This window comes from Candidatus Sulfurimonas marisnigri (assembly GCF_015265475.1).
Taxonomy (GTDB): Bacteria; Campylobacterota; Campylobacteria; order Campylobacterales; family Sulfurimonadaceae; genus Sulfurimonas; species Sulfurimonas marisnigri.
In genome coordinates this window covers 1516315-1531035 of record NZ_CP054493.1, presented here as the reverse complement: position 1 = coordinate 1531035, position 14721 = coordinate 1516315, and the positions used below count along the sequence as shown (strand labels likewise).

At 32.3% G+C, this 14721-nt stretch carries 19 protein-coding genes; 7 read left to right on the top strand and 12 right to left on the bottom strand.

Going from position 1 to position 14721, the window contains the following annotated elements; all coding sequences use genetic code 11:
• Positions 1-8: 8 nt before the first annotated feature.
• From HUE87_RS07725 to HUE87_RS07700, 6 genes are all read right to left on the bottom strand, one after another.
• Entirely contained in the window at positions 9-239 is a 231-nt protein-coding gene (locus HUE87_RS07725; RefSeq protein WP_194365624.1) for a hypothetical protein, read from the bottom strand.
• Complete coding sequence (locus HUE87_RS07720; protein WP_194365623.1) at positions 229-1041, bottom strand: hypothetical protein; 813 nt, start codon at positions 1039-1041, stop codon at positions 229-231. The genes HUE87_RS07725 and HUE87_RS07720 overlap by 11 nt, the downstream gene beginning before the upstream one ends.
• Complete coding sequence (gene nifV / locus HUE87_RS07715) at positions 1032-2138, bottom strand: homocitrate synthase (protein WP_194365622.1); 1107 nt, start codon at positions 2136-2138, stop codon at positions 1032-1034. The genes HUE87_RS07720 and nifV overlap by 10 nt, the downstream gene beginning before the upstream one ends.
• Before the next feature lie 2 nt (positions 2139-2140).
• On the bottom strand, positions 2141-3568 hold the full coding sequence (gene nifB / locus HUE87_RS07710; protein WP_194365621.1) for a nitrogenase cofactor biosynthesis protein NifB: 1428 nt from the start codon (positions 3566-3568) through the stop codon (positions 2141-2143).
• Positions 3569-3630: 62 nt separating this feature from the next.
• On the bottom strand, positions 3631-4008 hold the full coding sequence (locus HUE87_RS07705) for a 4Fe-4S dicluster domain-containing protein (protein WP_194365620.1): 378 nt from the start codon (positions 4006-4008) through the stop codon (positions 3631-3633).
• 7 nt (positions 4009-4015) lie between these two features.
• Positions 4016-4402 carry a 4Fe-4S dicluster domain-containing protein gene (locus tag HUE87_RS07700; protein WP_194365619.1) on the bottom strand — a complete coding sequence of 129 codons (387 nt, stop codon included), beginning with the start codon at positions 4400-4402 and terminating at the stop codon, positions 4016-4018.
• Between the two features lie 185 nt (positions 4403-4587).
• Here HUE87_RS07700 and HUE87_RS07695 point away from each other — a divergent pair, with 185 nt between their 5' ends.
• Both HUE87_RS07695 and HUE87_RS07690 read left to right on the top strand, forming a co-directional pair.
• Complete coding sequence (locus HUE87_RS07695; RefSeq protein ID WP_194365618.1) at positions 4588-5049, top strand: DnaJ domain-containing protein; 462 nt, start codon at positions 4588-4590, stop codon at positions 5047-5049.
• Positions 5050-5055: 6 nt separating this feature from the next.
• Positions 5056-5352 (top strand): hypothetical protein, encoded by a 297-nt coding sequence (locus HUE87_RS07690; protein WP_194365617.1) that lies wholly within the window; start codon positions 5056-5058, stop codon positions 5350-5352.
• Positions 5353-5393: 41 nt separating this feature from the next.
• On the opposite strand, the gene HUE87_RS07685 is transcribed toward HUE87_RS07690, so the two are convergent.
• Entirely contained in the window at positions 5394-6167 is a 774-nt protein-coding gene (locus tag HUE87_RS07685) for an NYN domain-containing protein (protein WP_194365616.1), read from the bottom strand.
• A gap of 191 nt (positions 6168-6358) precedes the next feature.
• Positions 6359-6694 carry a hypothetical protein gene (locus HUE87_RS07680; protein ID WP_194365615.1) on the bottom strand — a complete coding sequence of 112 codons (336 nt, stop codon included), beginning with the start codon at positions 6692-6694 and terminating at the stop codon, positions 6359-6361.
• 162 nt (positions 6695-6856) lie between these two features.
• On the opposite strand from HUE87_RS07680, the gene htpG reads away from it, so the two are divergent.
• Positions 6857-8749 (top strand): molecular chaperone HtpG, encoded by a 1893-nt coding sequence (gene htpG / locus HUE87_RS07675; RefSeq protein WP_194365614.1) that lies wholly within the window; start codon positions 6857-6859, stop codon positions 8747-8749.
• 112 nt (positions 8750-8861) lie between these two features.
• Positions 8862-9353: a hypothetical protein gene (locus tag HUE87_RS07670; RefSeq protein WP_194365613.1), complete on the top strand. Its 492-nt coding sequence runs from the start codon at positions 8862-8864 to the stop codon at positions 9351-9353.
• Positions 9354-9355: 2 nt separating this feature from the next.
• Here the strand turns inward: HUE87_RS07670 and HUE87_RS07665 are convergent, their stop codons facing one another.
• From HUE87_RS07665 to HUE87_RS07655, 3 genes are read right to left on the bottom strand one after another with little or no spacing between them, the layout of a single operon-like run.
• Entirely contained in the window at positions 9356-9520 is a 165-nt protein-coding gene (locus HUE87_RS07665; RefSeq protein WP_194365612.1) for a hypothetical protein, read from the bottom strand.
• A gap of 10 nt (positions 9521-9530) precedes the next feature.
• Complete coding sequence (locus HUE87_RS07660) at positions 9531-9827, bottom strand: hypothetical protein (RefSeq protein ID WP_194365611.1); 297 nt, start codon at positions 9825-9827, stop codon at positions 9531-9533.
• A 55-nt stretch (positions 9828-9882) separates the two neighbouring features.
• Entirely contained in the window at positions 9883-10173 is a 291-nt protein-coding gene (locus HUE87_RS07655; RefSeq protein ID WP_194365610.1) for a DUF3817 domain-containing protein, read from the bottom strand.
• A 146-nt stretch (positions 10174-10319) separates the two neighbouring features.
• Here HUE87_RS07655 and HUE87_RS07650 point away from each other — a divergent pair, with 146 nt between their 5' ends.
• From HUE87_RS07650 to HUE87_RS07640, 3 genes are read left to right on the top strand one after another with little or no spacing between them, the layout of a single operon-like run.
• Positions 10320-10559, top strand: a complete 240-nt coding sequence (locus tag HUE87_RS07650) for an OadG family protein (protein ID WP_194365609.1) — start codon at positions 10320-10322, stop codon at positions 10557-10559.
• Positions 10560-10567: 8 nt separating this feature from the next.
• Complete coding sequence (locus HUE87_RS07645) at positions 10568-12361, top strand: biotin/lipoyl-containing protein (protein ID WP_194365608.1); 1794 nt, start codon at positions 10568-10570, stop codon at positions 12359-12361.
• A 4-nt stretch (positions 12362-12365) separates the two neighbouring features.
• Positions 12366-13691: a sodium ion-translocating decarboxylase subunit beta gene (locus HUE87_RS07640; RefSeq protein WP_229855086.1), complete on the top strand. Its 1326-nt coding sequence runs from the start codon at positions 12366-12368 to the stop codon at positions 13689-13691.
• A gap of 72 nt (positions 13692-13763) precedes the next feature.
• Here the strand turns inward: HUE87_RS07640 and HUE87_RS07635 are convergent, their stop codons facing one another.
• Positions 13764-14720 (bottom strand): chemotaxis protein, encoded by a 957-nt coding sequence (locus HUE87_RS07635; protein ID WP_194365607.1) that lies wholly within the window; start codon positions 14718-14720, stop codon positions 13764-13766.
• Position 14721 lies beyond the last annotated feature (1 nt).

Below are 14721 nucleotides of genomic sequence, written 5' to 3'. Positions count from 1 at the left end.
ATCTACCTTTACCTATCGTTTCTTTGATCAATCAAGAAATCTATCTCTTCATAGTCAATCTCGCCAAATTGAACCATGTTGTAAAGAACCATCAATGGCCTTCTGCAGCAAGTTTTATTGCACTCTGTAACAAGTTTTTTAGCCTTTTTATATGGAAGAGTCGTCTCTTTGAAAATTTCAACTGCTTGCGAGATTGTTTTTAAACCGCAATCACAAATAATTTTTTCTTCAAAAGGCATAAACCATATCCAAATCTATTGATGGTTTTGAATTTAAATACATTAGTGAATATTCATTGCTCAAGTCAAATTTGTAAGACTCATACAAATTTGTTATCTCCTCTACATCGCTTGGAATAAAAGCAAAAATCTTTTTAAGTCCTCTATGGTAGATAATGCCTCTTAATATTTTTTCAGCATCGCTAAATGCGCCACTTTGCATAACCCATGGTGAAATTTTTATGTAAGACTTATTTATTGCATATGAATGTTGATATCCAAATTCTGTTGACAAAATAAGTGAAGATTGTTTTAGTAGATTATTTTTTATATATTCAACTCTGTTTTCATTAAATGCTTTATGATCAATAGAAGTCAAAATTGGTATAAAGTTTTCGTTACTGATGCTTTTTGCAGTAGCATTTGAGAAGTTAAATACAGCTCCACCGGTATACATTGCTTTTTTAAATTTTGCATATTCATTAAAGTCAAACTCTATTAGTATCTCTTTTTCATCTTTTGTTGACATAACAAGAATAGGTTTTATTGCTGTATCAAGATTGTTTAGAAGTAGTTTAATTATTCTCTTTTTTATATCATCATCTATTTCATTTGTGTAGTAAAAATTGTTGATTAGTATAGTTTGCTCAAGTTCAGTAGCGGATATAAAAGCAACTAACTTGTTTTGCTCATACGCTCCAAAACATAAAGAGTTGTTTTGTTCAAACGTTTTTGTAACTAATGTCTTATCTATAAATACATGTGAGCTAAACTCCTCTAAGTCTATAGAAAAACTATTTTTTCTAATCCAACCTATGAACATAGGTATAACTCTTTAAGTTCTTGGGGATTTAAAACTTTTTTTCTATTTGTAACCATCTCTCTTACTAAGGGAAGCATATTTTGAACTTTAGCAGTTATTGGTTTTATGCCACTTTGTTTTAGATGGTAGAGCAGGGTTGATGTCCCAGAGTGTTTACCAATTGGAAAGAATCTATGAAGGCCAACAAGCTCTGGTTGAAATGCTTCGTAAGCACTTTTGTTTTTCAACATACCATTTACATGTATGCCAGATTCATGAGAAAATATATTTTCTCCAACAATGGGACGAGAACTACCAATTGGTTTATTTGCAGCAACAGAGACACATTGAACCAACTCTTGAAGTTTGGAAGCATTTATGTTTCTATCTTCATTAAATTGATGTTTTAAACTCATCAATACTTGCTCAAACGAAGCATTTCCAGCTCTCTCACCAAGTCCAATGACAGTTGTGTTTGCACTAACTGCTCCGGCTTCTATACCAGCTATAGAGTTTGCAGTAGCCATACCAAAGTCATTATGAGTATGCATCTCTATATCTATTAGATTCAACGATGATAAATATGAAATATTTTCATAAGTTTTCATAGGAGTTAGTATGCCAATTGTATCACAGTACCTAAATCTATCAGCCCCTAAAGATTTGCCAATGCTTAAAACCTCTTTTAAAAACTCACTATCAGCGCGACTAGAATCTTCCCCTCCGATACAAACAAAAAGACCCTCATCTTTCGCTAGTTTTATGACATCTTCTAGGTTTTTAAAAAGCTTATCTTTATTACCATTGAACTTAACATCTATTAGTGTTTGTGAAACAGGTATTGATAAATCAACAGCTTTAGCTCCACACTCTAAAGAACTTTCCAAGTCACTCATAGTAGCACGGTTCCAAGTCATAATCGGTATTGGAAGGTTAAGAGCAAGTATCTCTTTAATGTCATTTTGCTCTTTTTTACCCATTGCAGGTATACCAACTTCAAGTTCATCTGCTCCAGATTCATAAAGAAGCTGGGCAATTTTTAGCTTTTCTTGTGTATTGAATGCTACAAAAGGAGCTTGTTCACCATCTCTTAGAGTGGTGTCATTTATGATAGACATTTTTAACCAATCTCTTTTGTCTTTTGGTAAAAATGCTTTTGTACGGAGTCAAAGACTGATTTTTCTATTGGCTCATTTGCATAATTTTCATCACATATAAGCCCTATCTCATTTAAGTCACTCATAGGGCATTCACCAATTTTTTCAGTAAGAAGAATATCACAATCTTTTAGAGAGTTTTTTATCTCTTCAATAGGGTCATAGTCTACACCATAATCAGCACCTGAGTATGAACTCTCAATTTTTCTATGCATTACAAATTTGATAGCTTTATTTCCAGCTTCGTAGATTAAAAATTCTTGTGCTGAACCAAAGTGCATGTTTATCATGCCTTCTCCAGCAGTTGTTACAGCTACAAGTTTGGTTTTTCCATTTGAACTCAGTTCTTTTTTACTGGCCTTCTCAAGTTTTATCCTATTGTTAGCTAGTTCTAAATGCTTTCTCCAGTTTTCAATAGTTTTATGTTTTTGTTTCCTTCCCTCCAAGTCATAGCTTACCTCTAGCTCTTCAAAACTCATATCTATGAAACTGTCTTTTAAAAACTCATCTCCTCTATCTTCTCCGATAAGCCCAACTGCATCAGCACGACACTGGCGACAATGGCTCATAAGTTTCATATCAACTCCACATGCTTTTTGTGCTTCCATAACCTCTTGATCAGTTGTTGTTGGTACACCATCAAGACCAAATTTAGTTCCAAATTCTGGACTTGATAGTAAAGGCATAATATTATGAATAAACACATTTAACTCTTTTAACTTTTTAGCAACATTTGGAAGATCCTTGCCATTTATGTCTTGAATCAATACAGAGTTCGCTTTTACTAAAATACCTCTGTCTGTAAGCATTTTAATGCCTTCTAGTTGCTTTTGTAAAAGAAGTCTTGCTCCCTCTTTGCCCCAAACTTTTTTATGATTGTAATGAACCCAAGGATAGATTTTACTACCAATTTCACCACTCTCATCAATAGTATTTATAGTTACAGTTACGTGGTCTATATTGTATTTAACTATTTCATCTATATAATCAGCGATTCTTAAACCGTTTGTTGAGAGACAAAGTTTCAAGTCAGGTGTTTTTTCTTGTAATAGTCTAAATGTTTCAAAAGTTTTTTTAGGATTTGCAAGTGCATCACCTGGACCGGCAATACCAACAACTGAGAGTTGCGAGATATCAGATCCAACATAAAGAACTTTTTTTACTGCATCCTCAACAGATAGTTTAGCACTTGTAACACCAGGGCGTGATTCATTTGAACAATCATATTTTCTATTACAATAGTTACATTGAATATTACACGCTGGAGCAACTGCTAGATGAATTCTGGCGTAGTGTTGATGAGCACCTTCACTATAGCAAGGGTGTGCATTTATTTTATCTATAATTTCTTTACTTAGATTAGTTGAATCATGTGATGAGGAACAGCTCATTTGTTTATCCTTAACTTCTATATTTCTTATAGATAGTTATTCATAAAGTGTTCCTTGGAGGATTATATTTCTACAACCATTTTGTTTTGTCTTTGTTCTATTGAGATAGTTTCTCTAAAAGGGCGGGGTTGATTTAATGGAGAGAAAACACCATTTTTCTTGTGTACACGAATTTTGTATTTTCCATCAGCATCACCATACATAAAATAATCGTTAAATTCTTCTATGTATGGCATATCCCAAATTATTGCGCCCTCACTAGGGCATACATAAGCACACTTGGGAACAGTACAATCAACACACTCTATGCACTTTTCAGGTTTAACGTAAGTGTACTCAGTATCTACTGGAGCATCATCCACACTAACAATAGCAGTAGCTGGACACTCATCTACACAAGCGTCACAATTTATACATGAGTCTGTAATGATTACTGACATGTTGTTATTACCAACGAGCAATATTTGCTTTAGATTCACGCTCACCCATAGATATCTCTGAAATAAAGGGCTGCTCTTTTTGATCTGGTAGCATTAAGCCTTTTTTCTTGTGAACACGAATGTTGTATTCTCCAGCATCATGTCCACTATTGAAGTAATCATTGAATTCTACTGTGTATGGCATATCCCATACAATTGCACCTTCTGTTGGACAAGCTTCAACACATCTAGGCTCATCAGCATGACCGACACACTCTACACAACTCTCAGGTTTAACATAAAAAAAACCATCTTGTGGATTTTTTTCATTACCCTCATCTAAAATTGCTGAAACTGGACACTCTGGCGTACAAGCTTCGCAAGATATACATTCATCTGTGATTTTAACTGCCATATCAAACTCCTTTAATTAACTTAAAAGTTTGATATACATATAGTGTTCCTTTTGATTTAGTAGATATTGATATATAAGCTTCATAAAATTAGATTTTTATTTAATTAATAAGTGTCTATTACGGTTGTGTAATTACAATAACATTGTATAATCCGTTTATAGAAATAAAAAGGTTTTATAATAATATGAAAATGATCTTAGGTCTCGCAATAATTGCTTTAGGTGTTTTTCTTGAATTTTTGTGGTTGGGGTTTTGTTTTGGAAGTATTATAATAGGTATACTATTACTTATATTTGCACCAAGAATACTTTTTTTCCCATTCACATTTTTTCTTATACTTGGTCTTTCAATAATAAATCCAAATAAGTATAGTCGCTCTTCTAAGTTTCAGTATCAGAGATATTCTCAAGGCCAAACAAACTATACTCAGCCACAAAGCAATCTAGATAAATATTATAAAATTTTAGAATCTCAAAAAACAGATAGTTTCGATGTAATAAAAGCAAACTATAGAAGATTAATGAAAGAATATCATTATGATTCTCTCGTAAGCAAAGATCTTTCAAAAGATATGCTAAAGTTTGCAGAAGAAAAAACACAAAGTATCAATGAAGCATATGCTGCTATAAAAGATGCTAGAGGGTAAGCTGTTATGGATGATGAAATAATCTACTCTATTGTTGGCATCATAACGTTAATATTTGTAATTATGGGAGCACTCCGTGGTAAAAGCAGTCAAGAACCAAAAACGAAAGAACAAAAAAGAGCTGAGATAGTGGCTGCGTATAAATTAGAACTTCAAGAATCTCTTGATCCTCTTAGCAGCAACAAAGATGCAAAAATAGCTAAAAAGACTTCTCTACTTAAAAAGTTCAGTGATGAATTATCAAGAAATATCTTTTTTGATAAAAATGAAATCAGGGATATTATTTTAGAATTGGCAAGATAATTTGCAATCATTAAAACTTCAAGATTTCCACACCGTACAAATTATTTATTCCACTTGTCTCTTATTCTTATCATAAGTTGAGTTTTTCTTTCTCCAAAGTATTCCATATCAAACAAGTCCAACGCCTTGATAAGGTCGCCCATCTTTTTAAACCCATAGTTAATTTGTGAGAAAGAAGAGTTTTTTCTTATATACATAGAGATGTCTTTAACATCTGCCCACCCCTGTTCATCTGCTGTTATTTCAACACCTTGTTTAATTAAATTAATGAGCTTATAGTCTTTTCGTATATCATAGTTGCTTCCAACATAGTTAGTAATATTGTTATCATTGTGATTTTTAGCACTATCATATACTGTTTTATCATTCTGTAAACCACTTAATTTTTCTACATAAATGAATTGAGAACATGCATTTACAAAAGGCATTGGAGTTTTTGACTCTCCATATCCATAAACTGTTAATCCATCAGATAATATTCTTGTAACAATAGGAGTAAAATCACTGTCACTTGTTATTAAAACGATAGCTTCGAGGTCTTTAGAGTATAAGATATCCATAATATCAATTATCATAGCTATATCTGTTGCGTTCTTCCCTTTTGTGTAAGCAAATTGCTGAATAGGTTTAATATTGTAATCTTGTAAAACATTTTCCCACCCAAAAAGTTTTTTGTCTTTCCAGTCTCCGTAGGCTCTTCTAATATTTACGGTTCCGTACTGTGATAAATCTTCAAATATACTTTCTATATACTTTGAACTCACATTATCACAATCTATAAACATTGCGATGTTGTGGTTGTGCTGTTTTTTCATCTTAATTCCTAGTTTAACTAATTTTTAGATATTACTACTCAGATAATAGAACATCTTCTTTTAAATTATTATGTTTAGGCGCTATTGTACACAAAATATTACTTAATTAAATTATTGTTAATTACCTGAGTATAGAATAAATTTTAACAAATAAAAAAAATGGATAATTTACCCTATGGGCTAAATATACTCTACTGCAAGGTGATGACATCACAATCATCTTTGACTTCTATGCAGAGCTCTCTTGCAGTGTACCAGTCAGCTATGCCTTTATCGTTATATTGATACTCTCTTTGCTTAAGTGGTATAACGCTGTTTCTGAGTTTAGCTCTAATAATTCCTATGACTATATAACTAAGAATTAGTACAAAAAAAGCTATAAAATAATCATATATATACCAAGCAGTTAAAGTTGTGATATATGTGGAGAATTGCAAAAATATCCAAAGTAAAAATGAGACTACTTTGCACTTCTTAGAGTTTATTTTTGGGGTAGGCTCTATCATCTCTATAAAATTGTTAGACATATTTATTATCCTTATTTATGGTAAAAATTATATCAAAACATAACTTAAACAATTTTTGACTAAATAAACTTTAGTCATTATAGCTAAGCTTAGTTGATAGCATATTGAGTCATTAACCTTTTTTAGATATAATTTCAAAAATTATTTCAAGGAAATTTAAAAATGGCAAAACATCAATTTCAAACAGAAGCAAATCAAATATTAAACTTAATGATTCACTCACTCTATTCAAATAAAGAAATTTTTATACGTGAGCTTGTTTCAAATGCTTCGGATGCACTTGACAAATTAAATATGTTAGTTTTAACAGATGAAAAATATAAGGAAGTTACTTTTTCACCTCGTATTGATATAGTTGCAAATAAAGAAGCTAAAACTTTAACTATTAAAGATTCTGGTATTGGTATGAACGAAGAGGACTTAATGAGTCATCTTGGAACTATTGCAAAGTCTGGTACTAAAGCATTTTTAGAAAATCTTACAGGTGATCAAAAAGCGGACTCTAACCTTATTGGTCAGTTTGGTGTTGGTTTTTACGCTTGTTTTATGGTTGCTGATAAAGTAGAAGTTACAACAAAAAAAGCTGGTGAGACACAAGCATTTTTATGGAGAAGTGCAGGAGATGGTGAATTTGATATAGAAAATACAACTATGGATGGTCATGGTACTACAATAGTAATGCACCTTAAGGATGATGAGGATGAGTTTTTAGAGTCACATAGAATTGAAACAATTATCAAAAAATATTCTAATCACATTCCATTTGCAATTTTTATGGACAAAGAGAAATTTATACCTGCAGTTAAAGATGATGATGATAAAGAGATTGAACCTTCAAGAACAGATATTGAAAATGTTCAAATCAACCGTGCTAATGCACTTTGGACTATCTCTAAATCTGAGATTAAAGATGATGAATATAAAGATTTTTATAGCTCAATTGCTCATTCATCAGAAGAGCCACTTACATGGATGCACAACAAAGCTGAAGGTGCTATAGAGTACACGACACTTTTTTATATCCCTTCTAAAGCACCAATGGATATGTATAGAGTTGATTATCAAACAGGGATAAAACTCTATATTAACCGTGTATTTATTACAGATGATGAAAAAGAGTTAATGCCAACTTATTTAAGATTCTTACGTGGTGTAATTGACTCTAAGGATTTACCACTTAATGTATCTCGAGAGATTTTACAATCAAATGCTGTGATGGCAAAAATTAAAAATTCATCTGTTAAAAAAGTACTTTCAGAACTTGCTAAAATGTCTAAAAAAGATGCACAGAAGTATGAAGCATTCTATGCTGAGTTTGGTAATGTTTTAAAAGAGGGTCTTTACAGTGATATGGGTAACCGAGAGAAGATTCTAGAGCTTATGAAGTTTAACACTATAAATTCTGAAGAAACTGTGATGATAGAGGATTTCATTAAAAACGTAGATGAAACAAAAAAAGAGATTTACTATATTACTGGTAAAACTTCTTTGTCTATGTTGAAAAATTCTCCAGCTTTAGAGAGATTTAAGTCTCGTAATATTGATGTTCTAGTGTTAAATGAAGAGGTTGATACTATTATTTTCCCAATGGTAACTGATTATAAAGAGTATAAACTTGTTCCTGTTTCAGATGCAAAATTTGAAGAGAGTGAAGAGGAGAAAAAAGAAGAAGAAGAAGTAGCAAAAACTTATGAAGGTTTAGCTAAAGAGTTTAAAGATGCACTAGGCGATATGGTAAAATCAGTTGAGACTACTTCTGATTTGACTGACTCACCTGTTGCAATAAAAATAGATAAAGAAGACCCATCTTATATGATGGCTCAAATGATGAAACAGATGGGTCAAGGCGGTGATGTACCAGCTCCTGCTCCTATTTTACTTATAAATCCCAAGCATGAGCTTTTAATAAAATTAAAAGATTCTGCAGATCAAAACTTAATTAATGATGCTGCTCATGTACTACTAGATCAAGCAAAACTTTTTGATGGTCAAGAGCTGTCTGATACAGCTGATTTTATCTCAAGACTAAATAGAATTATCGCCAAAGCAATATAGAAATTTAAATGAGTGCATTTGTAGCACTCATTTACACAATATTGTTTGATAATCATTTTTAATGCTAAATATTATTTAGTTATGATATTTTATTCTAATGAAGAAAGCAGTTATGGAAAAAAGACTAAATCAAAATATAGAGCTTCGTCGTTCAATACAAAAGCTTATTTCAGATGGCAGTCTGTTTTTAGAAAAATACTTTAAAGAATTTGATATATCAAATTATAATTATTCAGTAAATGAAGCAGTTATTGAATTGGGTTTAGACGAAGAGACAGTTGATATTCTGATAGAAGACTACATATTACAAATATTAAAATCAAAAATAACATTTTATAAATATATACAAGAACTTAAAAAAGATGGTTTTGAGAATAAAACTTTAGACTATACAAACCTTAGAAACTTAGCTCATAAAAATTTTGGTGTAGCCAGAAATCTTCGTATAAAAGATTCTGCAAAAATATTAGAAGATCTAATGGTTAAAGATGATTTGGATTATTTGAGAACATGTGTTAAAGCCTTAGAAATTACTGCAGTAAAATTAAACCCGTTATGTGCCTATGAGGCTCTAAAACTAATCGAAGTTAAGAACACTTTATAAATCTACTCTTTAATTGATTGTGAAACGGCTTGCAGGAGACCTTTTGGTTTAGTATTAAATGTTTTTTCACTAGTCGTTGGAAGAACAAGAGCTAGTAGTATAAAAATAAATGAAAATATTATACTACTTAGTATTGTAAGTATGAGTTTTAATTTAAAGTTATTCATTTTAAACTACTTAAGCATTCTTTGTTGTCATATAGACCCAAAATTCTTTGTGCGAATAGCCTTTATTTAAAAAGTATAGTTGCAAAATTGTAACTCTATAAAGAGTGATAATCATCTTGGCAAATGGTATAAAAAGACTGAAACTTACTAAAAGTGATTGTTCTTTATCCCCCTTTGATTGTATCATCTCCTGCATACCTATGTTTTTGCTAAGGTAGATACCAAAAAATATTGAAAAGGCAAAGTTCAAAGTGAGTCCAAAAATTATATATGCTATAAAATCTTGTTCATACATTCCAGCTATCATAAAAATAAAATCCTTGTAGTTAATAGAAAAACAATTTTATCCAAATTAAACTTCTTTATTCATAAGTTTTAATTTTACTCTTTGTTAAAAATGTTCCAAATGGTATGAGTGAAGCTATAAAGAATATAACACTGTTCATAAAAGGCCATTGTGCTTCTTTTGCTGCTTTTAAAAGAAATATACAAAATATTATAAATAGAATTCCGTGAGTCATTCCAGCTACTTTCACGGCCACAGGAAGCCCAAGTAGATATTTCATAGGCATTGCAATGAAAACTAAGATAATATATGAGTAGCCCTCTATGATATTAATTAATCCAAATCTTTTAACATTTTCTTTTATCATGATTGTTTAACCTTATTAATTTTACGAATTATATAACCTAAAAGTAACAATTTGGCCATTCGTGAAGATATATCAAATGGGCACAAAGGTTTTGTAAACATATTTATAATATAATACGCACAAATTATTAATATAAAGGTGTATTTATGGAGACCAACCTCGTAATAGAAGGCTTTAAATTTATGGGACTTGGAATGGGAACTGTCTTTTCGTTTCTGATTATTATGATATTTGCGATGAATTTAATGGCTAAAATTGTAACAAGATTTTTCCCTGAAATTCAAGTAAGTGATAAAGTAGCAGCAGCGACTGCAGTAAATGCTCAAAATAAAACTAAAAAAATTGCTGCAGCGATAACAGCAGCGATTAAACATCATAGAGGTTAAGGATTAATATGGCTAAAAAATTTATAGATGTAATGGATACAACCTTTAGAGATGGATTCCAATCAGTTTTTGGCGGTCGTGTACTTATGGAAGATTTTTTTCCAGCAGTAGCAGCGGCAAAAACAGCTGGAATAAACCACTTTGAATTTGGTGGTGGTGCTAGATTTCAATCTCTATATTTTTACTTAAGAGAAGATGCGTTTGAAATGATGGACAAATTTCGTGAAATAGTTGGTCCTGATGCAAATCTTCAGACGCTTGCTCGTGGTGTAAATACAGTTATGCTTGATACTGGCTCTAAAGAACTTATTGATTTACACGCAAAGCTGTTTAAAAAACATGGAACAACAACAATCCGCAACTTTGATGCACTTAATGATGTTGAAAACCTTAAATACTCAGGTGAAAGAATTACTCATCATGGATTAAAGCATGAAATAGTAGTTACTATGATGGACTTACCTCCAGGATGTCATGGAGCACATACTACTGAATTTTATGAAAAAACTCTTCGTGAAATACTAGACAGTGGTATTCCATATAGTAGTATATGTTTTAAAGATGCATCTGGAACTTCTAATCCACAAAAAGTTTTTGACACGATTAAAATGGCTAGAGGTTTAGTTCCTGAAGGTACTCATCTTCGTCTTCATACACATGAGACTGCTGGTGTTTCTGTTTCCGCTTATATGGCTGCTTTAGAAGCTGGAGTAGATGGTATTGATATGGCCGCAGCACCTGTAAGTGGCGGAACAAGTCAACCTGATATATTAACTATGCTTCATGCTACTAAAGGTATGGACTATGATCTTGGTGGCTTAGAGATTGATAAAATTCTTACTTATGAAAAAGAGCTTCAGCACTGTTTATCAGATTATTTTATGCCACCTGAAGCTACAATGGTTTCTCCGATGATACCATTTTCTCCAATGCCGGGTGGTGCACTTACTGCAAATACTCAAATGATGCGTGATAATGGCATTTTGGATAAATTCCCTGAAGTTATCGCTGCAATGACAGAAGTTGTAGAAAAGGGAGGCTATGGAACATCCGTAACACCAGTTTCTCAGTTTTACTTTCAACAAGCACTAAACAATGTAATGCAAGGTCCATGGAATGCAATAGCTCCAGGTTATGGGAGAATGGTTCTTGGATATTTTGGTAAAACTCCAGTTGCTCCAGATCCAGAAATTGTAAGAATTGCTTCAGAAAAATTAGGTCTTGAGCCAACAACAGAGAAAGCTTTAGATTTGGCAAATGCTGATGAAACTAAATCATTAGCTAACTGGATAAACAAGTTAAAAGAAGAAAACCTTGAGATAACTGAAGAGAATATATTTATCGCAGCAGCTTGTCAAGAGAAAGGTATCGCATTCTTAAAAGGCGAAGGTGAACTTAATGTTCGTAAAGTATCAAATATGAAAAAAGAAAAAGGAAGTACAGATATGGGTAACGGTAATTATACAGTAGTAGTTGATGGTCAAAAGTTTAGTGTTCAAGTTGCAGAGGGTGATGCAGATATTCAAGTAACAGCAGTAAATGGCGAAAGTTCTGCTCAAGCAAAATCAGTACCAGTAAGCTTAGGTGATGGAGAAGATGTAAAAGCACTTCTTCCAGGTAACGTTTGGAAAATTGTTTCTAATCCGGGCGATACTGTAACTAAAGACAGTGTTATTATGATACTAGAGTCTATGAAAATGGAAATAGATGTAATTGCTCCTTGTGATGGAGTTGTAAAAACTATTAATGTTAATACAAATGACAAAGTAGTTGAAGGTCAACTATTAGCGGTAGTAGGATAGTAATATGAAGTTTTTTGTGTTAAAACTACTTACACTATTAATGCTTTTGGGCTTTAGTAATGCTTATGCTAGTTCTCAAGCTCCATCTGATGGAGCATCTTCAATGCATAAAGATGAGAATTATGAATCAAAGCCTTTTTCAGAGATGGTTGGAGGTTTTTTAATGTCAACAGGTATTGTTGCACTTGTTAATCCTGATCCTAATGAATTAAACTCAAATGGTGAAAAAATGAGTGATTTTCATAAGTCATGGGGTCGTGTTATAATGATTTTTGTAACATTTTTACTCTTTTATTTGGCAATTAAAAAAGGTTTTGAACCTCTTTTACTACTTCCAATTGCATTTGGTGGACTGCTAGCCAATATACCTGTTGCAAATATAGCAGGTGCTCACGGTTTCTTGGGCGTTATCTATAATATGGGATTAGCCAATGAGATGTTCCCAATACTTATATTTATGGGTGTTGGAGCAATGACAGACTTTGGTCCATTGTTATCAAACCCTAAAACAGCACTTTTAGGTGGAGCTGCACAATTTGGTATTTTTGGAACACTGGTTGGAGCAGTTGCACTGTCTCAAGCCGGTTTCGTTGACTTTACACTTCAGCAAGCTTCTGCAATATCTATTATTGGTGGGGCAGATGGTCCAACATCAATCTTTATTGCAACAAAACTTGCACCAGAGCTTCTTGGAGCTATTGCAGTTGCATCATATTCATATATGGCAATGGTACCAATTATTCAGCCTCCAATTATGAAAGCCTTAACAAATGATGCTGAAAGAAGAATCAAGATGACTACACTTCGTCATGTATCACGCTTAGAAAAATTGGTTTTTCCAGTAATGGTGCTAGTTTTAGCAATCTTAGTTCTTCCAGAATCAACACCACTTATTGGTGCATTTATGTTTGGTAACTTCTTAAAAGAATCAGGTGTTGTTGAGCGTCTTAACGATACTCTTCAAAACTCACTTATAAATACTGTAACTATTTTCTTAGGTCTTGGTGTTGGTTCTAAACTAGCAGCTGACCAGTTCTTAGTTCCAGATACTATGTTTATTATGGCTCTTGGTATTATTGCATTCTCTGTAGGTACTGCTTCTGGTGTAATTATGGCTAAAATTATGAACCTTTTCCCTGGACATAAGATTAACCCTCTTATTGGTTCAGCTGGGGTATCTGCTGTTCCTATGGCTGCTCGTGTATCAAATAAAGTTGGTATGGAGTATGACCGCTCAAACATGTTGTTAATGCATGCAATGGGTCCAAATGTTGCAGGTGTTATCGGTTCAGCTGTTGCAGCTGGTGTTCTTATCTCACTCTTTCAGTAAGTTATTTACTGAAAGTCTTACTTTCATATACTTTTACATGTAGAAAATTATCTACATGTAAAGAAATTATATCTATATATTTCCACTTGCAATCATAGATTCTATTATTATTGGTATAACATTATGACTCTTTGTTTTGTCAATAAAGCCATCAGCACCTAGTACTTCTGCTTCTCTTTTATTATTTTGTCCAGTCATAGAGCTATTTACTATTACAGTAATATTTTTTGTCAGTTTATTACTTTTTAAAAGCTTAACAACTGTAAATCCAGACATTTCAGGCATCTCTATATCTGTTATTATTGCTGGAATTTTTGAAACATCTTCTTCTTCGAGCGAGTCTATATAGTCTATAAGCAGTTTTCCATTATTAAATAATTTTATATCTATATTTGCATTATTAAATATTTGAGATAGATGTTTTTGTGCAGTTTTAGAGTCTTCAGCAATTAATACAGTTCCATTTAGAAGTTTAGCAGGTATATCTAAATCTTGAAGATTAGTAGGTGACTCTAAAACATTAACCATGGCTTGTGGCACAACATCAGCTAATAGTTTTTCATAGTCTAATACAAGACATAGACTACCGTCTTCTAGTCTGGTATCATTAATAACTACATTGTCTTCACCAACTCTATAGCTGTCTGGTGCATGCATTTCATTCCAGTTTTTCTTAATAACTCTAAATGCAGACATTATTCTAAGTCCAATTACTATCCCATTAAAGTCACAAATAAGAATATTTGATTTTTGTATTTCTTCTTTTGTGAGATTTATATTGAGCCATAAAGGAAGATTTAATATAGGTATTTGAAGTCCGCGAAGAACAATTGTTCCCTCTAATAAATGATGTGCAGATGGAATTTGAGTCATAAAATGATTTTTTGATTCTACTACTTCACGTGTTTTAAAAACATTAATTGCATAAAACGCTGAGTCTATACTACCACTCACTCTAAATACTAAAAGCTGAACCTCATTGTTTTTTGCTAAATTCGTAACCGCATCAACTTTATCCAATACAGACATA